17 protein-coding genes and 2 pseudogenes are annotated in these 20,878 nt (G+C 35.1%); 10 read left to right on the plus strand and 9 right to left on the minus strand.

Annotated elements, in window-relative coordinates; all coding sequences use genetic code 11:
• Nucleotides 1–28 precede the first annotated feature (28 nt).
• From QWZ06_RS12500 to QWZ06_RS12515, 4 genes are all read left to right on the plus strand, one after another.
• On the plus strand, nt 29–2,266 hold the full coding sequence (locus tag QWZ06_RS12500) for a TonB-dependent receptor plug domain-containing protein (RefSeq protein WP_290298447.1): 2,238 nt from the start codon (nt 29–31) through the stop codon (nt 2,264–2,266).
• Between the two features lie 154 nt (nt 2,267–2,420).
• A complete protein-coding gene (locus tag QWZ06_RS12505) occupies nt 2,421–2,801 on the plus strand; it encodes an HYC_CC_PP family protein (RefSeq protein WP_290298449.1) in 381 nt (126 codons plus the stop codon).
• Nucleotides 2,802–2,916: 115 nt separating this feature from the next.
• Nucleotides 2,917–3,390, plus strand: coding sequence for a DUF3347 domain-containing protein (locus QWZ06_RS12510; RefSeq protein WP_290298450.1), 474 nt, complete (start codon nt 2,917–2,919; stop codon nt 3,388–3,390).
• Nucleotides 3,391–3,495: 105 nt separating this feature from the next.
• Nucleotides 3,496–6,279 carry a multicopper oxidase domain-containing protein gene (locus QWZ06_RS12515; protein ID WP_435384138.1) on the plus strand — a complete coding sequence of 928 codons (2,784 nt, stop codon included), beginning with the start codon at nt 3,496–3,498 and terminating at the stop codon, nt 6,277–6,279.
• Nucleotides 6,280–6,484: 205 nt separating this feature from the next.
• Here the strand turns inward: QWZ06_RS12515 and QWZ06_RS12520 are convergent, their stop codons facing one another.
• The 6 genes and pseudogenes from QWZ06_RS12520 to QWZ06_RS12545 all read right to left on the minus strand — a co-directional run bounded on the left by QWZ06_RS12520 (nt 6,485) and on the right by QWZ06_RS12545 (nt 12,430).
• Nucleotides 6,485–8,518 carry an alpha/beta hydrolase family protein gene (locus tag QWZ06_RS12520; RefSeq protein WP_290298453.1) on the minus strand — a complete coding sequence of 678 codons (2,034 nt, stop codon included), beginning with the start codon at nt 8,516–8,518 and terminating at the stop codon, nt 6,485–6,487.
• Between the two features lie 230 nt (nt 8,519–8,748).
• Complete coding sequence (locus QWZ06_RS12525; RefSeq protein ID WP_290298454.1) at nt 8,749–9,249, minus strand: GNAT family N-acetyltransferase; 501 nt, start codon at nt 9,247–9,249, stop codon at nt 8,749–8,751.
• Between the two features lie 8 nt (nt 9,250–9,257).
• Nucleotides 9,258–9,836 (minus strand): hypothetical protein, encoded by a 579-nt coding sequence (locus QWZ06_RS12530; RefSeq protein WP_290298455.1) that lies wholly within the window; start codon nt 9,834–9,836, stop codon nt 9,258–9,260.
• Nucleotides 9,837–9,889: 53 nt separating this feature from the next.
• A complete protein-coding gene (locus QWZ06_RS12535) occupies nt 9,890–10,330 on the minus strand; it encodes a hypothetical protein (RefSeq protein ID WP_290298456.1) in 441 nt (146 codons plus the stop codon).
• Between the two features lie 65 nt (nt 10,331–10,395).
• Nucleotides 10,396–11,261 (minus strand): annotated as a pseudogene (locus tag QWZ06_RS12540) (sigma-70 family RNA polymerase sigma factor).
• A gap of 378 nt (nt 11,262–11,639) precedes the next feature.
• Nucleotides 11,640–12,430: pseudogene (locus QWZ06_RS12545) on the minus strand (S1/P1 nuclease).
• 485 nt (nt 12,431–12,915) lie between these two features.
• On the opposite strand from QWZ06_RS12545, the gene QWZ06_RS12550 reads away from it, so the two are divergent.
• The 4 genes from QWZ06_RS12550 to QWZ06_RS12565 are packed head-to-tail and all read left to right on the plus strand — an operon-like array spanning nt 12,916 to nt 15,955.
• Entirely contained in the window at nt 12,916–13,833 is a 918-nt protein-coding gene (locus QWZ06_RS12550; protein ID WP_290298457.1) for a type VI secretion system baseplate subunit TssG, read from the plus strand.
• Between the two features lie 54 nt (nt 13,834–13,887).
• On the plus strand, nt 13,888–14,790 hold the full coding sequence (locus tag QWZ06_RS12555; protein ID WP_290298458.1) for a TssN family type VI secretion system protein: 903 nt from the start codon (nt 13,888–13,890) through the stop codon (nt 14,788–14,790).
• 26 nt (nt 14,791–14,816) lie between these two features.
• The gene (locus QWZ06_RS12560) at nt 14,817–15,359 is read left to right on the plus strand and encodes a hypothetical protein (RefSeq protein ID WP_290298459.1); all 543 of its coding nucleotides are present in this window, start codon (nt 14,817–14,819) and stop codon (nt 15,357–15,359) included.
• Between the two features lie 47 nt (nt 15,360–15,406).
• Entirely contained in the window at nt 15,407–15,955 is a 549-nt protein-coding gene (locus QWZ06_RS12565; protein WP_290298460.1) for a hypothetical protein, read from the plus strand.
• A 75-nt stretch (nt 15,956–16,030) separates the two neighbouring features.
• Here the strand turns inward: QWZ06_RS12565 and blaIND are convergent, their stop codons facing one another.
• Together blaIND and QWZ06_RS12575 are read right to left on the minus strand one after the other, a co-directional pair.
• Nucleotides 16,031–16,753 (minus strand): IND family subclass B1 metallo-beta-lactamase, encoded by a 723-nt coding sequence (gene blaIND / locus QWZ06_RS12570; RefSeq protein ID WP_290298461.1) that lies wholly within the window; start codon nt 16,751–16,753, stop codon nt 16,031–16,033.
• A gap of 420 nt (nt 16,754–17,173) precedes the next feature.
• Complete coding sequence (locus QWZ06_RS12575; RefSeq protein WP_290298462.1) at nt 17,174–17,827, minus strand: metal-dependent transcriptional regulator; 654 nt, start codon at nt 17,825–17,827, stop codon at nt 17,174–17,176.
• 85 nt (nt 17,828–17,912) lie between these two features.
• On the opposite strand from QWZ06_RS12575, the gene QWZ06_RS12580 reads away from it, so the two are divergent.
• Together QWZ06_RS12580 and QWZ06_RS12585 are read left to right on the plus strand one after the other, a co-directional pair.
• Nucleotides 17,913–18,944 (plus strand): threonine aldolase family protein, encoded by a 1,032-nt coding sequence (locus QWZ06_RS12580; RefSeq protein ID WP_290298463.1) that lies wholly within the window; start codon nt 17,913–17,915, stop codon nt 18,942–18,944.
• Nucleotides 18,945–19,048: 104 nt separating this feature from the next.
• Nucleotides 19,049–20,047 (plus strand): phosphotransferase enzyme family protein, encoded by a 999-nt coding sequence (locus tag QWZ06_RS12585; protein ID WP_290298464.1) that lies wholly within the window; start codon nt 19,049–19,051, stop codon nt 20,045–20,047.
• A 199-nt stretch (nt 20,048–20,246) separates the two neighbouring features.
• Here QWZ06_RS12585 and QWZ06_RS12590 read toward each other — a convergent pair whose 3' ends face one another.
• Complete coding sequence (locus QWZ06_RS12590; protein WP_290298465.1) at nt 20,247–20,747, minus strand: hypothetical protein; 501 nt, start codon at nt 20,745–20,747, stop codon at nt 20,247–20,249.
• Between the last annotated feature and the right edge of the window lie 131 nt (nt 20,748–20,878).

A 20,878-nucleotide genomic window follows, 5' to 3' on the forward strand; every position in this document is an offset into this window, starting at 1 on the left:
TAATTTTAGAAATTCTAAAATATTTCTTTTGAAAAAACTAGTTTTACCGTTAAGCCTTATGGTTCCTGTTCTGCTTTTCTCTCAACAGAGGAAAAAAGACACATCAACGACTAAAGTAACCGATATAGAGGAAGTTGTCTTCCAGAAAAAAATAATTGGAAAGACCAGTGACATTACCAATGTTAAAATTTCTGCAAAAGAAGCTAAAGCCGTAGCTTCTATCAGTGGTGGAATTGAAGGATTGATTAAAACATTACCTTCCGTAAACTCCAACACTGAACTTTCTTCCCAATATATGGTGCGTGGTGGAAACTATGACGAAAACCTTATCTATATCAATGATATTGAGATTTATAGACCTTTCCTGATCAGGAATTCTCAACAGGAAGGGATGAGTATCATCAATCCGGATATGGTATCGGCCGTGAACTTCTCAGCAGGAGGATTTGAAGCAAAATATGGTGATAAAATGTCTTCTGCTTTAAATATTTATTACCGTGAACCTGAAAAATTTGAGGTTTCTGGGGAAGCTAGCTTAATTGGTGGTCGATTAACAACCGGTTTAGCTTCAAAAAATAAAAAATTTACCGCATTATTTTCAGGAAGATACAGAAATACCAATCTTGTTCTGAATACGTTAAAGGAAGATACCGATTTTAATCCTACTTATTGGGACTTTCAGTCTTATCTGAATTATCACGTTAATGATAAATTTTCCATGTCGTTCATAGGATATTATTCTAAGAATGATTACGAAATGATTCCTAAAGCGAAAAGTGTAACTTTCGGAAGCCTTCAGCAGCCTATTACCGTAAATATAGGATATGGTGGTAAAGAAAATGACCAGTATAAAAATATGATGGGTACATTTTCCATGAACTATAAGCCTGCAGACAAATGGAAACTTACATTAGATGCTTTTGCTTATCAGAACAGGGAAAGAGAATATTATACCATTCGCTCAGAATATGATCTGCAGACATTTGATCCGATAACCAAAGAGCCTGTTTCCAGTTATGATGTTGGGGGACAGACGGAACATGCCAGAAACGATTTGTTTGTAAGAACCTATGGAACACAGTTTAGAGCTAAGTTTTCGCCTAATATAAATACAGATATTGAGGTTGGGTTCAAATATGAAAAAGAAAACCTTAAAGATCTTACCAACGAATGGAAATTGGTAGATTCTGCAGGATACAGCCTTCCAAGACCGGAAGTTATTGACCCGAGAACAGGAACTACAACAGGAGATCTTAGAATGTTCTATCATATTGCCGGAAATAATAATATAGAGCCCACAAGATTATCAGCTTATGCTCAGTATTCTCAGAAATTCTATTGGGGAGCCAGCAAGGTATTTTTGAATGCCGGAGTAAGAGTATCTAACTGGAGTTTCAATAAAGAAACAATATTCTCACCAAGAGTCCAGTTTGCTATAAAACCGGATTGGGATACAGATATGTTGTTTAAACTTTCCGGAGGAATCTATTATCAGTCACCTTTTTACAAGGAGATTAAAGATCTTGATGGAAACTTCAACTCTAATATTAAGTCACAGCGATCTATCCAGGCAATCCTTGCTAATGATTACGAATTCTATATGTATGACAGGCCGTTTAAATTGACAACGGAGCTTTATTACAAGAAAATGGATAACCTGATTCCATATTATATGGATAATGTGAGAATCCGTTATTCAGGAGAGAATAATGCAAAAGGATATGCATACGGAATTGATACCAGATTATTCGGTGAATTTGTTCCCGGAGTAGATTCTTGGTTATCTGCAAGTTATGCAAGAGTGTATGAAAATATTGATGGAAAAGGAGATATTCCAAGGCCAACAGATCAGAGATTTAGGGTTGCCTTGTTTTATCAGGATTATATGCCGCAGTTTCCATCCATGAGGGTAAATCTTACATTGGTGTATGCAATGGGATTACCAACAGGATCTCCAGTAATGTTTGATAATGGAAAGCCGGATTTCAATTCAGCATATAGCTATCAGCAAACATTACCTGCTTATAAAAGAGTAGATATTGGATTGACAAAAGTATTTATTGACCCGAAGGATAAGAATAAGAGATCCGGTTTTTGGGGGAATTTCCAGGAATTATCTTTAGGAGTTCAGGTTTTCAACGCATTTAATATTAATAATACAGTAGCTAATCAATGGATCACAGATTACAATACAAACTATATGTATCCGGTTCCGGTACGTCTTACAGGACGTTTCTTCAATGTGAAGTTAGAGTTCAAACTGTAAAATCTACTTAATTCGCATCATTTGCGAGAGTACATAAATTATAAAAAATCCTTTGAATTATTTTCGGAGGATTTTTTATTTACCTGAATTTTATAACAAGATTACAGAATTTTATAACAACAGTTTCCCGGATATTTCTACCTTTGTCTCACCAATGAAAAAGATTCTAGCCATACTATTCTCTATTTTCTACTTCGGATTCTCTTCCGGAGCAGCTTTTAGCGTTCATTATTGTATGCAGGAATTTGTTTCTGTAAGTCAGAAAGTTGATGATATTTGTGGTAAATGTGGTGTTAAAGACAAAAAAGGATGCTGCAAGACCGAAATAAAAGTTGTAAAAGTTGATGATTCTCAAAAATCTGATTTGCTTAATGTTGACTTTTTAGGTCAGATTGCGGAAATTCCTGTGAAACATCAGTTTGCTTTTGTAGACAAGTCTTTTTCGGCAACCAAGTTTACCCAAATTCAAATCAATGCACCACCGGAGTACAAGCCGGTATCTATCTATATCAATCATTGTAATTTTAGAATTTAGAATTTGTCAGTCGTTTTCGAGGTTAGGATAACATCGAAGAAATGACACGTCTTGACGCATTACCTGTGCGTTACCCTTATTCTTTATTAAAAAATTAATTCTAAAATTTAAAACAATGAAAAAGTATATCATTACAGCAGCCCTATCTTTATTTTCAATTATTTCACTTTCAGCACAGTCTAAAAAAGACGTTCAGGTTTCAAAGCTTTATCAGAACTATATCGCGATCAAATCAGCTTTAGCTTCAGATGATGCAGACAAAACCTCAAAAGCGGCTACGGAATTCATTAAAACAGCTTCTACTATAGACTATAAGCTCGTCTCTGAAGGAAATCTGAATATTCTTAGAAAAGATGCTTCTGTGATTTCCGAAGCAAGAACTGTTGCCGCTCAAAGAGAAACATTCTTCAATCTTTCAGATAATATGATTGCCCTTACAAAGCAATTCAAACTTTCCGAAAAACCGGTGTATGTACAATATTGTCCAATGGCTGACGGAAGTTGGTTAAGTGATGAGAAACAGATCATGAATCCCTATTACGGAAAATCTATGCTTTCATGCGGAAGTGTAAAGTCAGAAATTAAATAATTATCGTATTTATCTTTAAAACAATTGGTTGTATGGTTTAAGTTATTTTTTACTTTAAACTCTACAGCTACAAAAAAAGTTCGGAATATTATGAAAAAACTAATAATGTTTCTGGTGCTTTTGTTCTCTGTTTTTACGTTCGCACAAACAACGAAGACCTATTATACCTGTCCTATGCATCCCGAAGTGGTCTCTTCAAAACCTGGAGACTGCCCGAAATGTAAAATGACATTGGTAAAGAAAACGGTTGTGGTACAGCCTAAAGTTGTGGCAAAACCAACAGTAAAACCTATCCCTAAAGCAGAGACGAAAACAAAGCTCACAGAAATAAATAAAATAAAGGTTGATGTTAAAAAGCCAAAGAAAGCTGAAGAGGCTAAGAAAATAAATACAGTAAGGAAAGCAGAGCCGGCTAAAGTTGCTTTAAAAACAATCAATCAACCCCAAGTTTCATCTCCATCAAAACCTAAATCCCAGACTTCAATCACTTATACTTGCCCTATGCATCCTGAAGTGATTTCAGAAAAGCCAGGAAAGTGTCCTAAATGTGGAATGGAGCTGGTAGAGAAAGAGAAACATCAGCATGCTGTTGTGGAGGAACCAAAAGAAGAAAAGTCTGTTTTAAAAAGAAATTCTGAGAATGGGAAAATTACTTTTGGAGGAAAAACGGTTCGTTATGATCTGTATGTAAAAGATACTATTGTCAATTTTACAGGGAAAAATAGAAGAGCCCTTGCCATCAACGGCAAGCTTCAGGCACCTACATTGTATTTTACAGAAGGAGATACTGCAGAAATTTACCTGCACAATATGCTTAAAGAAAATACAGGACTTCACTGGCATGGAGTTATTTTACCTAATGAACACGATGGAGTTCCTTATCTTACTACAAAACCTGTAACTCCCGGAGAAACTCATTTATATAAGTTTAAAGTTTCTCAAAACGGAACCTATTGGTATCATTCACATGAAGCATTGCAGGAACAAATAGGAATGAACGGAATTTTGGTCTTTAAAAAGCGAGAAGGAGAACCTAGAGCAGAATATAATGCAGAAATCCCAGTATTATTAGGCGACTGGAGTGATGATGATCCTATGCAGATTGCCAGAAGGCTTCACATGGCCAATACAGATTGGTATGCTGTAAAGAAAAATGCTGTTCAGAGTTATTGGGAAGCGATCAAGTCCGGAAATTTCGGAACAAAAGCTCTGAATGAATGGAAGAGGATGGAAGCCATGGATGTGAGTGATGTTTATTATGATAAATTTTTGATCAACGGGGCTCCCAGCTCAGATTATTCTAATTTAAAAGCTGGAGATAAAGTAAGATTAAGAGTGGCCAACGGAGGTTCTTCTACCTATTTCTGGCTGAATTATGGTGGTGGAAAAATAAAAGTAGTAGGGAATGACGGGAATGATGTAGTTCCCGTAGAAGTAGACCGATTGATTGTCGGAGTTTCGGAAACCTATGATATCGAAGTAACCATTCCTGAAAACAAAAGCTTTGAATTTCGTGCTACTTCTGAAGACAGAATAGGACATGCTTCTCTTTGGCTGGGTTCCGGTGAAGTAGAAGCTCCAAATCTACCGAGACTGATGCTCTTTGAAGGCATGAAAATGATGAACGGAATGATGGAAATGAGTGGGAATATGAAGCCGATGACCATGACGATGGGAAATCAGATGATGGATATGAATGAAGTGATGTATCCGGAAATCCCGGAAAGTCAACGAAAAACGACAGCAAAGCATATCAATGAAATGATGGGAGTGAAGACAAAGGAAGAGAAAAAGGATGAAGACCATTCCCAACATGCCGGAATGGATATGAAGGAGGAGAAAACCATCAAAAGATTGTCTTACAATATTTTAAAATCCCCTGAAAAAACAATTCTTCCTACAGACAGTATCCGCAATATGAAGTTTACTTTGGAAGGAAATATGAACCATTATCTGTGGACGCTGGATAATAAAACGGTTACAGAAACAGATAAAATTCTGATCAAAAAAGGAGAGATCCTGAGAATCAAATTATATAATAACTCCATGATGCGTCACCCAATGCACCTTCACGGGCATGATTTCAGATTGATCAATTCAAAAGGAGAGTATTCGCCATTGAAAAATGTAGTAGACATCATGCCGATGGAAACGGTTACTATTGAGTTTGCAGCCAATCAGGATGGAGACTGGTTTTTCCACTGTCATATTTTATACCATATGATGGCTGGAATGGGAAGAATCTTCAGTTACGAAAATTCAAAACCGAATCCACAGCTTCCTAACAGAAAATTGGCATGGAAAAACTTTCTGCAGGACAATAAAATGATAAGTTCTATGGCGATGCTGGACGTGGCAAGTAATAAGATACATGCAGAAACGATGACGATGTTTGGGCCAAGATGGGCCAACCTGAATGAATTTCATACAAACTGGAACTTCGATCATTTTGAAGGAAGTGCAAAAGTGGGAAGATTTCTAGGAAAATTCCAATGGGCTTTACCTTATGCTGGAGTTAGAGTGCAAAAGAATCATGAGATCATGGAACGCCAGATGGCAGAAGATATGGGAATGGATTTTCATGGTAAGAAAACGTGGTTTGGACAACAGAAAGCTTCAAAAAGCAGATATGCTTTCATTGTCGGGATGCAATATGTATTACCCATGTTGATTACAGCCGATGCCAGTGTAGACCATAACGGAAAAGTCTTATTAGAATTAAGTAGGGAAGATATTCCGCTTTCAAGAAGATTGAGAGGAAATTTCAGTGTGAATTCTGACGGCGAGTTTTCAACAGGAGTAAGGTATATCGTTCAGAAATACCTGTCCATTTCCGGAAATTATGATAATGAGATGGGCTGGGGAGCTGGTATTACCTTAACCTATTAGATAAAAGACCGTCTCAGTGAGGCGGTCTTTTCTATAGATAATTATCTCTCGCAGATCTTACAGATTTTGCAGATCTCATGATTAATGCTTAATAACTAGGATGTTCGAGGATAAAAGAATTTGATAGAGTTATTGTTCATATTATTAAAAAATATAAAAGCCATCTTCATTGAATAGATGGCTTTTATATTACATTTTATTTCGTTTATTTTTTAGATTTAGTTTCCTTAGCTTTTTCTGTGGGAGTATAGGTCACTTTTGTAATATCCACTGTCATTTCTTTCAGGCGCTTTGCTACATCTTCAGGCATATCTTTCTGATATCTTCCTCCAATTACTTCAGAAAGGAATTTTTCTGTTTCAGCATACATCGCCATGCTGTTTACAGGCTTTCTGAATCCATGTCCTTCATCATCGGCTAAAATATAATTTACTTTTTTACCTTTATCACGAAGAGCAATAACAATCTGATCAGCCTCTGCCTGTTTTACCCTAGGATCATTGGCTCCCTGAATAATCAATAGAGGTCTGTTAATTTTATTGACACTAAACAATGGGCTTGCTTCACGCATTAACTTTTTACCTTCTTCAGTTTTTGGATCTCCTACCATTCCATACAAAAAGGCACGTCCAGATTCCCAATAAGCAGGTACAGAATCCAATAAAGTGAAAAGATTACTTGGGCCTACAATATCCACTCCTGCAGCATATACATCGGGAGTAAAGGCTAATCCGGCAAGAGTAGCATAGCCACCGTAGCTGCCACCCATAATGACCACTTTATTTTTATCGGCAACTCCATTATCAATCAGGTGCTTTACACCCCAGGTAATATCATCCTGCATAAGTTTTCCCCATTGCAGATCCCCGCCGTTTTGAAACTTTTTACCATATCCGCCACTCGCTCTGAAGTTTGGCTGTAACACAGCATAGCCCCTGTTCGCCAGAAATTGTACGATGGAATTATAGCCCCAATAATCTCTTGGTCCTTTTGGTCCTCCATGAACCAGTACGACTACAGGTACATTTTTACCCGAAGATCCTGCCGGTAATGTAAAATAGGCAGGGATTTCAAGGCCGTCACTACTTTTGTAGCTAATTGGAGTCATAGAAGCCAGATACTTTTCAACTTTCTTTAGTTCTGGTCTTGGAGTATACTGAAAAATTAATTCTTTTGTTTTAGTATCAAAAAAATAAGACTCAGAAACATATTTATCGCCCCAAACAGAAATTAAGAATTTCGAATAATCTTTTGTTGAGCTTGAAAAGTCAACCTCCTTGCCTGGAAATTTGCTTTGCAGGAATTTATAATTAGCTTCCCAGGTTTTATCTTTCCAGTAGTATTCGGTTTTATCGGCTGTATAAGACGTGTAAATAATTTTTCTTGTATTTCGGTCTATAGACAATCCTCCAAAATCTACTTTTCCCTTAGGGTCACTTTCTATTTTTGTGATTTGTTGAGTTTTGGGATCCATAAGAAATAACGCAGACTTATCCAGATCTCCTTTATTGGTTACCAGATAAAACTTTGAATTATCTTCATTCCATCTTGAAATATAAGCTTCTTCTGTTACCAATGTCTCGTAGATAGGAGTCAGTTTTTCACCATCTTTATAAAGAAATTGAGTTGTTCCTTTATCATCAGTTCTGTTTAAGATCCTGAGTTTTTCATCCCAATCAAAATTGTACCCTGTAATACGATCTTTATTTTCGAAGATCTTTTTCAATTCACCGGTAGAAATTTTTAAAGAATAGAGATCATGCCATGCTTTATCTCGATTATTTAATCCAATCATCAACAGATCAGGATCCTTTTTGCTCACCATATAAATTTGGGCAGCCACTTCATTAAGAGGAGTTAGATTTCTTGACTCAGGAACGCCGCTGGCCACTTTAGCCATTGGATCTACAGCGAAAATATTGATATTTTCATCTCCGTTTTTATCCTTTACATACAATATATATTTTCCATCTTCAGACCAAAAATATCCATTTAACGGCCTTTTACTGTCTGTTAATGGTTTTGCTTTTTCAAACGGTTCATCAAATTTTTTCACCCAGATATTCATGATTCCGCCATATTCTTTCAGGAATGAGATCCATTTTCCATCCGGGCTTAGCTGGCCACCGGAGATCTCGGGATTTCCAAAAAATAGTTTTCTGTCCAATAATTGAGCCTCTTGTGCCTTAAAGCTTTGAAACCCGATTATCAGGAGGAGTACATAAAAGATTTTTTTCATAGTTTTTTGATTTTGATATGGGTTAATTTAATCATTTATTTCCATAGAAAATAAAGATTTTAATTCTTTTTATTTGAAAATGTGAAGGTTATATTTACATGTTCAATTCAATTCAATCAAACGAAAGCAACCATTTTTACCAAAAAGAAGAATTTTTATCAATAAAAAACACTCATAATGCTTGCTTATTAACATAGAAATCTTTGCATATTTCCGGCACCTATTAAAACTTATAATGTCAGCATATAACTTTCAGATACTTTCTGAAAACCATATTTACCAAAAAAATGATGGGCACCGTGATTATCAACACCGCTTTCCAGCATAATAAAACTTACATTCCAGTTTTTGGATTCCTGGATCACCTCTTCTAGAAGCCTGCTTCCAAGAGATTGTCCTCGTACGGATTGATCCAAAAGCATATCTTCAAGAATAGCATATTTTTTAAATGGGCTGTTGATCACATTGAAAACCAACATTCCGACAATTTTTCCTTCTTCATTTTCAGCGATTAAAATATTCAGTTTTGAAGTTCCGTCATAATCATAATCATTCATAAGCTGTTCTGTGAATATTTTTCTAAGATCAGGGTTCCAATGCTGGGAATCCAGAGCCCTGCCATACATAATCTCACTGTGAGAGATATAGGAATCTGTTTTATGGGTAATAAAAAAGTCTACGAGTTCTTCAACACGCGTTTTATCAGTAAGCCATTTCGTAGTATATTTCATAAAAGGTATTATTTTATATTTTTTAATTCTTCAATCAACTTATTCTGTTTGTTGATAAAATGCTCCAGACTATCTGTTTTTAAAGGATGAGCGTTTTGATATTTTTCAATTTCAGGAAGTGTTTTTTTGATTTTGAAAGCCATATAGTAGCTGTAAATATTTTGGCTATTTTTAGTTATTTTTAAAGATAGTTCTTTTAGTTTTTGTGTTTTTACATTGTATTTATCCGAACTTTCTTTTACCAGATTGATTATGTTCTTTCTTAAAGCAGAATCATTAATGCTTTTTGCTCCATATTCAGCGTCTGAGTAATATTCATCATTTTTGCGGAGTATATCATTATATAGATCTTTTACTTTTCGGCTATCCTCCTGTAACAAGATAATTTTTTTATCTAAATTTTTTAAATTTTCATCGTTTTTAATTTGTTCATAATAAATTGCATCAAGCATATTTTGTCCTTTAATATATCTTGATGATGAGATTTTGGAGTCTGTATTATCTACTGCATTTTCTATGACCGGTTTGTTTTCTTTGCAGGAAATTACTGTTAAAGCCAATGCTGCTGCGAAAAGTATTTTTTTCATGTCATTATATTTTGTTGGTTTTATGGTATTAGTTGAAGATCTTGTAGAAATTGTTACACATGCTTACCGACAGAGTGTAAATCAATATTCTTATTCTTTAGATTTAAAATAACCGTCATACTTCCCATATCATCATTTACTTTTACTTCTAGTCTGTCATCCGATATTGATTGGGAATTCATGGTCAGCCTTTGAGTTCCTGGCAATATAATTTCCGGATTACTATTTAAATGCAAGATAGGCCTGTTGAAGGGGATGATAAAAATTTCATTCTCTAACAAAATGATGTCGGCTGTTGTGTAGGTAAGGGTAGGATCAATGGTGGTGGGGTTGGCAAAGCTGATTTCGACATTTTTTACCAACTGATGCTTTCTTCTTTTCATATAATGGAAGAAGTGATTCCGTTTCTGTTTCAGGTACAGGGCAATACCAATACTAATGAGAATAAAAAGTAAGACAGCTCCTGCAAAAAAAGAAGATAAATCTGAATCCATAAATACAAAAATAAAAAAACGGAGCCTGAAAACAGACTCCGCTTATAAAATTGTTGGCGCTAAAATTATTTACCTAAATAAGATTTAAGGATCTTACTTCTGGTATTGTGTTTTAGTCTCTTAATTGCTTTTTCTTTGATCTGACGAACTCTCTCTCTTGTAAGATCGAAAGTCTCACCAATTTCCTCTAAAGTCATTGGGTGTTTTCCGTTCAGTCCGAAGTATAATCTTACCAAGTCAGCCTCTCTTGGAGTTAAAGTATTCAATGCTCTTTCAATTTCAATTTGAAGAGATTCAAGCATTAAGTCTTTATCAGGGCTTGGAGATTCTCCTGAACGTAATACATCATAAAGATTAGAATCTTCACCTTCTACTAAAGGTGCATCCATAGACAGGTGTCTACCAGAGTTTTTCATAGATTCTTTAATATCTTCCTCACTCATATCAAGAACTTCAGCCAATTCTTCCGGAGAAGGTGGTCTTTCATTTCCTGCTCAAGGTGAGCGTATGCTTTATTAATTTTATTGATGGAACCAATTTTGTTCAACGGAAGTCTTACAATTCTTGATTGCTCAGCCAACGCCTGTAAAATTGATTGACGGATCCACCATACTGCATAAGAGATAAATTTGAAACCTCTAGTTTCATCGTACCTTTTTGCCGCCTTCATTAATCCTAAGTTACCCTCGTTAATCAAATCGGGTAAGGAAAGACCTTGGTTTTGGTATTGCTTAGATACAGAAACTACGAAACGAAGGTTGGCTTTAATTAATTTCTCCAATGCGGCTCTATCGCCAGCACGTATTCTTTGTGCCAATTCTACTTCCTCGTCCGCAGTAATCAGTTCCACTTTACCAATTTCCTGCAAATACTTGTCTAATGAAGCAGTTTCCCTGTTGGTAACCTGCTTAGTGATTTTTAATTGTCTCATTTATTTTATCCTCAAAAAAGAGTTACTATATATTATACGTATGGAAACATAAAAAGGTTACACAAGTTTTACTTTTTTATTAAATTTCTCACTCAAAAGGGGGTAGAGGCAGCTATATCATAGATTTAAAAGCTAAAAAAGAAAAATATAAATTAGATATCTATGCTATAGAAAGCAAAAATAATACCTTACTACAGTTTTATAGATATCAACTTATCTTTTTCCCTTCAGGAGGAGAATTGGTTAAATTTCAAAAAATTTTTGACAGGACGTTTACCTACCAACCATCATCCGTATCTCTTCACCAATTTCCTATCTACAAACAAAAAAAACGAAACCACAGTTCCGTTTTATCTATTATCTATAAGATTTTTTTAATTAAAATAGCTCGTTCAATACTTTAGCTAGTCTTAATCCTCCGTATAACAATTGTCTTTCAAGAGTATCATTGAACTTGTACTGATAGTCGTAAGATAATTTTGAACCATCAGGAGTCTGTGCATAGATCTTGTTGGCAATTTTGTGAGAATCGTACAACCAGTCTTCCAACGTTCCGGATTGAATCTGTGCTACTTCCTCTTTAGATTTAATATCCAAAAGCTTAGAATATTCTGTGTAGCTGTATTTTTGAGAATCTACTAATTTACCATCCCAAACAGAGTGTAAGTTAGTTTTGTCGCCAAAATACGTAACGTTGATTTTGTTTCCCCCTAAATCATCTGCTCTTCCTACGTGTAACGGCTGAGCAAGATCTCCCATAATATGGATAAGGAAGATTAAAGCAATCTTTCTGTCTTTTGCTGACGTTTTCTCATCCTTGATCTGGCTGGATAGGGTATTTACCTGAGTGTAAAGACTTGGCCCTGCCTGCATTTTTAAATTTTGATCAAAAGCTTTAAGATCTGTTTGAGGATCAATGTTTACATAATGCCATGATGAAGCCTGCTTCCAAACTCCGGTAGTATCAGATTTAATGAAATCCGGCCAGTTAGCCCAATATGCAAGACGTTCCTTGCCCATTATTTTTTTGATCTCTCTTTTCGCCTTTCTGGAAAGGTGATTTTCTGCAATATCTGCAATTACTCTGTGCCCCGTCAGTCCCCATGCATAAGAGTAAAGTGAAGAGGAAATGAATGCTAAAATCAGAATTTAGAATAAATACTTTTCATTTTAAATAACAATTTTCAGTCTGCAAAGATACAATCCCCTTTTCGAATGAACATGCATTATCTTAAATTTATTCCAAACGATGGTGTTAATAAAATTTAATCTGAATAAAATGATGAATTGTACTAGGTTTGGAGGTGAATTTTTGTGCATCAGATATTAGGATATGGTATGCGCGGCGCGGGGTTTTGAGTATATAATAGTATATATAATAAGGATATGGTGATAAACTTTCAAGCTTTCAATCGTTAGTCTAAAAGTATAATCGGCTGATAATGAGACTGTAGTTTTCAATTTCAACGTTTAAGCAAATTCTCTTATTACCGTATTTTTACGGAATTTACTGAAAAATATTCCTTTTAATGTCAATAAATTAGTATTTTTAAAATAAAATTATTGTTAAAATATTTTTTCAAACTTACGAGATATATTATCTTTACAAGTCATAATCACAGGAAACACTATGTATGAGAATAATATTGTAGACATGAATTACAATAAGCTACAGACAGATTTCAAAGCGGAGGCTGTAGCTGTAAATCTTTTGAAATATCACCGGGCAGTAAGCAATATATTTATTGAAAGAGTCGGGATAAACGATCGTGCTTATCTGAAAGATATAAAAAGCATTTCGAGCAGTTATTTAGGTTTTGATGAGGAAGTATTCACGATAGAAAGTTATAGGGAGGGAATTTATGATTACCTTCCGGAAGGGTTATTTCACCCGCCTTCTCTCGGAGCTTCCAGAAAAAATGTAGATACGGTTGTAAGAGAAATCAGAAAGCAGAAAAGAGTAGAGGACGATGCGCGAAAGTTTTTCCGTCCTTTTGAGCTGGAGGTTTTTTTCACAGAGATCAGTGCACTTCTAAAAGAGTCTGAATTTGATATTACAAGCAATACGGATGCTTTACTGGAAACAGTAAGGGAACTTTGGCCGCTTATCGATATGCTGGATAAGCAGAGTGCCTATATATTTATGCATATTCTGCCGTTTTTTCATCAGATTCGTGGCGATAAAAGATGGTTTGAAAGGTGTATGACCGCTTTCCTTCAGGTTCCGGTTAAAGTAACTTTCTCTCCCAACGTTATTGATGAAATTGAAAAAAATAATGATTCCATGCTGTTGGGGAATTCCAGATTGGGGGTCACCTATATTCCAAGTGGAAGGCATATGGACGGACAGCGCAATTGGGTAGTGAATATCGGCCCGATTCCTTATGAGGAAATGAAAAAGTATATCCCGGAAAGCCCATTCAGAAAAGTACTTCAAACATTGTATGATTATTTTCTGCCTATAACAGTAGATATAGAAGAAAATTTTGTTACGGAAAAACTGGAATACTCTTTCAGCCTTGAGGATGATGAAAGAAATGCCAGCCGCCTTGGATACTCTACATTCCTCTAAATTATTTTATTATATTTACAACTACCAACAAAGTATAAATTCGAAAAGAAAAAAATGGAAATTTCTTCAGTAAAAGGTATTTTTTTAAGGTATATTTTAATGCCTTTAATCGCAATCATCATGATGTTTATCCTGGGTATTATCAGGAGAAACAAGCCTGCGATCAAAATTAAAGTAATTATTGTATACGTTCTTCTGTGCAGTTTATGCCTGGCTCTACCAGGTTTTTTTGGATTTGCCGGAAATCTTTTTAATCCGTACTGGTATCTTATTGCACAGGTTATTTATCTTATTTTTGGGATTATTCATGTCAATTTATTACACAAATATTTCAAGAAACATATTGATTCTCTGGCAATGAGTATTCTGTTTGAATCTATACTTTCATTGACGTGTATTACATTAGGAGGATATTTGTTTACCCTGTTATTCAACTGGATGAGTAAAGATACAGGATATGCTGTGATGGCTGCTACAAGTATGTTGATTTTTGTAGTTCCTATGGTATTCTATTACTGCTATATTCAGTTTATCAGCATTCCTTTTGATATTTATAAAACATGGAGATATTCACCGGAACAAAAGCTTCCTGACTTTGAAGGAGCAGATTTTGATCGTCTGATGGTTCTGAATGTTGAATTAAGTAAAAAACTTGAAGACTCAAACCGATTCAGAATTAAGGCGAAAACTCTTCCTACAGGAATCACTTTTGGAGACTGGTTTTACAGAGTAGTGGATGATTACAACCATAAAAACCCAGGATCCATCATTCATCTTTCTGATGAAGTAAGAGAACCTTATTATTGGATCTTTTATACCAAAAAATCGTTTTTCAGCTTTAGAAAATATATAGATTTCGACCAGGACATTACGACAAACAATATTTCTGAAAATGAAGTAGTTATTTGTAAGAGAGTCATTCAACATGAAGAGGAGGGAGTCGCAAGAAAATCATAAACACAAAAAATTAAAAAGTATTAAACATGATACAACCTATTAAACATTTTGCAATCAATTGGGTGGATGGGATGAAAGTTTCCCAGAGACACCTTAATGATCAGGATAATTTCTTAATTGATACCATCAGAGATTCCAATTCACTTGGGATTACTACATATAACTATGGGCTTTTGCCTATTTCTATAGAATATACAGACCGTACTATTTTTGATGTTCACAATACTGCTACTAATGATGTGCAGCTTGTGATCAAAAGATGTAGTGCTGTTACTATGGCCGGATACCGTATTGAGCTAAGCGACAGAAGAATCAGTGTTAAATCACTAGCAAAGTCGATGAGTGAAGAACAGGCAGACGGTGAATATTATATTTTAATTTCTGTAAACCCTTTTGATAAGGTTCCGTTTGGAGATATTGATCCGGAAGAGATTCCGCCGCGCCATCCAAGTGCCCAACCTAATCACCACATTGAACTTCTTCCTGTAACTTCTTTGAACAGTAGTTATTCAGGCGGAAATTATCTGATTATCGGTAAAGTAGATTTAAAGCTAACATTGCACAGGTAGATTCTAATTTTATTCCACCTTGTACCTCTGTTCAGAGCCATCCGGCTTTGGTGGATTATTACAGCAGCTTTGCAAAGTCTATAGGGAATCTGCAGCAGTATGCTTTTAAAATCATTCAGAAAGCGTCCCACAAGAATCAGAATACAGCTTTAGCACAGAATGTGAAGTTTGTTTGTAATACAATGGTGACTACTTTTGGTGACATGTATTTCCAGTTCAGAAATATTACACCTTATCAGCCACCTATATTTTTGATTGAATCTTTTGCCAGATTAGCGCTTCATTTATATAACTCTACACAGCTTCTTGTTCCTGCAGAATTGGAGGAAATGCTAAACTATAGCTTAGAGTGGAGTGAGATTGCGCCGCATACCTTATTGAATCAATTGTCTATCGTAGCTGAAACCAATTACGATCACCATAATTGTGGAGAACCTTTGCTTTATATCCAGCAAATGCTAAGAAGTTTGGAAACGATCTTCTCTAAACTAAGCGAACTGGATTACATCGGTCAGAGAAAAGAAAATATCATTGTTAATGAACAGGAAGTTACTACAAATACCAATCCTAAGAGAGGTTGGAGTGTACTAGATTAATACTATACATCATTATCAAATATAAAATCCCGAATGAAAATTCGGGATTTTTTTATTAATTAAGGGAAAATGAAATTATTTCTTTTCTAAAAGCTCCAAAGTGTGTTCTACATGGCCACCTCCTTTCCATTCGTCATGTCCGGGAAGAATAAGGGTAGCTTTTGAATATTTAGTTTGTAGTTTCTTCATGGTCTTTGGCCATTCTTCTACATTGGCTTCTTTAGTATATCCTAAATCAGTAGCTGAATTGCTTTTTACAAGGCATCCACCATCTAGTACATTGTATTTTGGGAACCATACTACAACATTATCGGCAGTATGTCCTTCACCAAGAAAGTCTACCACAAACTCTTCTCCACCAATACGGTAAGGTTTTCCGATTTTAGTGATTTCACTAGAGGTGGCTTTCCCATCTTTTTTTAGGAATTCATTGGTTTTAGTAGTGGCATAGGTTTTAATTCCTTTTTTATTAAAAAAACTCAAATCTCCGGCACGGTCATCATGAGAATGGGTAGCAAATACAGCAATAACAGGTAAGTTATGACGTTTTTTGATGGTGTCCATCAGGCTTTGGTATTGTACTTTTTCCCAAGGAACATCAAATAAAACAACGCCTTTTTTGGTGATAAGATATACTGAATTGGCAGAATATTCTTTACCGCCGAATACTCCGAAAGTTTTGTAAATATATAAGTTCTGTTTAATCGGTGGCTGTTCGATTACAAAATCTTTTACCTGTGCACTTGCAAAAGGGCTCAACAACATCGAAACAATAAAAAACTGAATGCTTTTTTTCATAAATTTTTAAGGTAATAGTTAAAATTTTGGTACTTATGAGATAGACGAATCTCAACAGAATATTTTGCAAACGTAGTGAAATTAATCTTCGAAGTTTTTTAAGAAAAGAAGTTTAACCGTTTTTTAACAGTTGTGGAAGAGGGGTTATTATTTGGGGGGATTGTTGGAAAACGCAAGGACGCAAATTTTTTAATATCATATTTTCTAAGGCGCAAAGATTTTATCTCCGATAAAATTGTATACCATTGAAAAATGCCACGAATACACGTATAATTTCATTTACACTATCATCTATGTGGTTCAATCTCTTTCAATCACATAGCCCATAGAATATCATACTTGATATATGAGTTTCAATAAAAAATTGGTGTATTCGTGGCAAAAAAGACTGCTTCGTTGTTGAAGCAGCCTTTATGGTGATTATTTTTTTACCAATATTTTTTCAGTGGCTTTTTTACTGAGAATTTCTTTTTGACCCTCAATTTCCAGCGTCATTGATTTATCGAAGCTTTCGATCTTAATAACCTTCACCTTGGTATTAAGAAGAAGTTTTCGATCATTTAAGTACGTTAGAAAGGCATCGTCTGAAAGTGTAACGGAAGCAAATACAACGGATTCTCCTTCTTCACAGCTGCTTAGCTTCTGAAGATCCTGAGCAATAATGTTTCCATCTTTATCAGGAATTGGCTCTCCGTGTGGGTCAAATTTAGGGTAATCCAGAATTTCGTCCATTTTATCAAAGAAGATCTGGGAATGTACATGTTCCAGCTGTTCCGCAATTTCATGAACGTTTTCCCATCCGAAATTCATTTTTTTTACCAGAAACATTTCGGTAAGTCTGTGTTTGCGAACTACCAAAGCAGCTTCGCGTTTTCCACTTGCAGTAACGATCAATGGCTTATAAGTCTCATAAATGACCCATTTTTTTTCTGCAAATTTTTTCATCATATTGTTGACGCTCGGCATTTTTACATTTAAAAATTTGCTGAGTTCATTAATCGTCACCTTTCCTTCATTGTCAACTAAATGAAACAAAGCTTTCAGGTAATTTTCTTCTGTTAGGGTTGTTTTCAAAATGTTAGATGATTTTCAATACAAATCTAACAAAATATTCTTGAAAAATCACCCTTGTTAATTGAACTTTTTTTAATTTTACTCTATGAAATTTTCATTCAAAAACGATTATTCTGAGGGATGTCACCCGAACATTTTACAGGCACTTTTACAAAATAATCTTGATCAGCAAGCGGGGTATGGAGAAGATGAATATTCTTTAAAAGCAAAGGAATTAATTAAGACTAAAATTAATAAGAACGATTCTGATGTTTATTTGGTTTCGGGAGGAACACAGGCAAATTTAATTGTCATTTCTTCTGTTTTAAAACCTTACCAATGTGCTATTTCGGCCTCTACAGGACATATTTTAAATAATGAAACCGGAGCGATTGAAGCCACAGGCCACAAAATTTTAAGCATTGAAACGGAAGATGGAAAGCTGAGACCTTCAGATATTATTCCAATACTGGAAAATCACAGCAATGTTCCGCATCAGGTGATGCCTAAAATGGTTTACATTTCCAATTCAACAGAGCTGGGAACGATTTATCAAGCTAAAGAATTGGAAGAGCTTTCGACGTTCTGTAAACAAAACCGCCTTTACCTGTTCATGGATGGAGCGAGGCTTGGGCATGGATTAACTTCTGAAATCAGTGATCTTACCCTGGAAAAAGTAGCAGAGCTTACAGATATCTTTTATCTGGGCGGAACGAAAAACGGAGCATTGATAGGAGAGGCTATTGTGATTAATAATCCTGCTCTTCAGGAAGATTTTGCATTTAATATTAAGCAGAAAGGGGCATTACTGGCAAAAGGAAGGTTGTTGGGAATTCAGTTTCTGGAACTGATGAAAAATGACTTGTATTTTGATCTGGCCAAACATGCCAATCAACAGGCTATGAAGATAAAGCATGCGCTGCAGGAAAAAGGGGTGAAATTTCTTTCCGATACCTATACCAATCAGATTTTTCCAATTCTAAGCAATGAGCTTATCCAGGTTTTATCAGAAAGCTTTGAATTCTTTGTCTGGAAAAAAATAGATGAAGAGTTTTCTGCTATCCGTTTGATTACGTCATGGAGTACAAGTGATGAAGCTGTAGACCGATTCATCGAAATTCTTAAAAAAGAATTATAATACTATTGAAGCAGAGAAGTTATTGAGATCTGAAATACATTTAAGTCCATGTTTTTAAAGAAAATATGGACTTAAATTTTATAAATACAAAGTAAACAAATACCATGAATTCTATTTTTCCCGCAATCTATTCAACGCTTTGTCCTGTTGCATTATCAGGATTGATTGCTGTTCAATACGGAATAAAAAATGTTCAATGCAAACTTTTGGTTCGAGGAGTGGGAGATACTTATCTGATAGAATCGGAAAATGAATCCTTTATCCTTCGTATGTATCGTTCTTCTCATCGAAGTCTGAATCATATCAAAGAAGAAGTAAGATTGCTACAAGCCTTGAAAGATGCTCAGGTATCTGTTTCTTATCCAATAACTGATCTTTCCGGACAGACCATTTTAAAGTTGAATGCGATAGAAGGAGAAAGGCATGCTGTGCTATTTTCTTATGCTAAAGGTAGGGTTGTTAGAGCTATGAATGACAATCAGCTTCGTATGATGGGAAATGAAATGGCTCGCTTTCATAATGTGTCTTCTGATTTTAAAGTTGAATATGAACGATGGAATTTTGATCTTCAAACTACTGTTTTTAAACCTTTGGAAAGGTTAAAGCCCTTTTTTACAGAAAATCCTGAAGATTATGAATGGCTGCAGACGATTGCTGTTCAATTAGAACGTAAGTGGGCGGCTTTTGATACCTCAGAGTTCTCAAAAGGATATTGTCATTTTGATTTTTTGCCTAAGAATTTTCATTTTGATCATGATACAGTTACCTTTTTCGATTTTGATTTTATGGGATATGGTTGTCTCGTTAATGATATCATGACATTTTGGTTGCATTTTGTACTGGATGTTTCTGCAAGAAGAATGACTGATGAAGAATTGCAAAACTCCTATCATATTTTTCTGAATGGATATAAGGAGTATCGTGCAGTGAGCCCTGAGGAACTAGCTTCGGTACCATATCTTGCAGCTGGGTTTTGGCTTTTCTATATGAGTTTTCACACAACTCATGATCAATTTTCTATATTTAGCGAGCCAGCCCATTTAAAATTATATGTTGGGTTCATTAGGAATATTGTAGAAAATTATTGGGAGAAGGAAGTTTAGAGATTCTATTTTGTTGGAATTTTAATTTGTCATTCTGAACGGAATGAATAATCTCAATGATCTTATTAGATTAATAATGGTATAAGTTTCTTGCAGATTGCACAGATTTCGCAGATGTTTGTGGTTTACAATTTATAAAACAAAATGCTGTTCCCAGGTATTGAGAACAGCATTTTTATTTGGCTTTAATAGAGTTTGTTTATTTTACGGCTTTGCTCACTACTTTACAGTCAGCTGTGCTAAGCTTTTGTCCGTCTTTATAGCTGATTTTCTTTTCATCCGCATATTTTGATTGTCCGTCTTCTTCTTTATGGTCTCCGATACCTTCTGTTAAAGCATTGTCTTTCTGTAAGAAATAGATATCTCTTTTGCTTTTTTTACCTTCAGAAGAAAATTCGTAGGTTAGTTTCAGTGTATCTCCAGATTTAAATCCTGTTACGTCTCCTTTTGAACTGTCTTTTTCACTGTTTTTATAAGATAATTTCCCAGTGATGGTTCCCAGGTTGTCGTCAATAGAAGCAAAAACACTGTCTTTTCCAGTTACTCCTACATAGCAGAACGATTTTGGTCCTAGTGTATCTATCACAGGTTCTTCTACTGCAATCGTATCAGTATCAGCTTTTGGAGCAGGAACTTCAGTTTTTTTATTACAATTGATCATTACTGCTGAAACAGCAGCTATTAAAATTAATTTCTTCATATCCTTAGTTATTTAAAATCAAATTTTGAAGCGCTAAATTAGTGATACTATTTATATATTAATGGATATTTTATAAAAGTTTAAAAATATCATTCACTTGGGCACGGAAAATGATTCATATTATTTTATTT

Source organism: Chryseobacterium tructae (assembly GCF_030409875.1).
In the GTDB taxonomy this organism is placed as follows: Bacteria; Bacteroidota; Bacteroidia; order Flavobacteriales; family Weeksellaceae; genus Chryseobacterium; species Chryseobacterium tructae.

Bases quoted from the DNA above. Each gene is read 5' to 3' on its own strand.
- QWZ06_RS12590 (WP_290298465.1), bottom strand. From the start codon at position 20,747: ATGAAGAAATTAATTTTAATAGCTGCTGTTTCAGCAGTAATGATCAAT.
- QWZ06_RS12510 (WP_290298450.1), top strand. From the start codon at position 2,917: ATGAAAAAGTATATCATTACAGCAGCCCTATCTTTATTTTCAATTATT.
- QWZ06_RS12530 (WP_290298455.1), bottom strand. From the start codon at position 9,836: ATGAAAAAAATACTTTTCGCAGCAGCATTGGCTTTAACAGTAATTTCC.
- QWZ06_RS12520 (WP_290298453.1), bottom strand. From the start codon at position 8,518: ATGAAAAAAATCTTTTATGTACTCCTCCTGATAATCGGGTTTCAAAGC.
- QWZ06_RS12580 (WP_290298463.1), top strand. From the start codon at position 17,913: ATGAAATTTTCATTCAAAAACGATTATTCTGAGGGATGTCACCCGAAC.
- QWZ06_RS12560 (WP_290298459.1), top strand. From the start codon at position 14,817: ATGATACAACCTATTAAACATTTTGCAATCAATTGGGTGGATGGGATG.
- QWZ06_RS12515 (WP_435384138.1), top strand. From the start codon at position 3,496: ATGTTTCTGGTGCTTTTGTTCTCTGTTTTTACGTTCGCACAAACAACG.
- QWZ06_RS12525 (WP_290298454.1), bottom strand. From the start codon at position 9,249: ATGAAATATACTACGAAATGGCTTACTGATAAAACGCGTGTTGAAGAA.
- QWZ06_RS12535 (WP_290298456.1), bottom strand. From the start codon at position 10,330: ATGGATTCAGATTTATCTTCTTTTTTTGCAGGAGCTGTCTTACTTTTT.
- QWZ06_RS12555 (WP_290298458.1), top strand. From the start codon at position 13,888: ATGGAAATTTCTTCAGTAAAAGGTATTTTTTTAAGGTATATTTTAATG.
- QWZ06_RS12550 (WP_290298457.1), top strand. From the start codon at position 12,916: ATGAATTACAATAAGCTACAGACAGATTTCAAAGCGGAGGCTGTAGCT.
- blaIND (WP_290298461.1), bottom strand. From the start codon at position 16,753: ATGAAAAAAAGCATTCAGTTTTTTATTGTTTCGATGTTGTTGAGCCCT.
- QWZ06_RS12505 (WP_290298449.1), top strand. From the start codon at position 2,421: ATGAAAAAGATTCTAGCCATACTATTCTCTATTTTCTACTTCGGATTC.
- QWZ06_RS12585 (WP_290298464.1), top strand. From the start codon at position 19,049: ATGAATTCTATTTTTCCCGCAATCTATTCAACGCTTTGTCCTGTTGCA.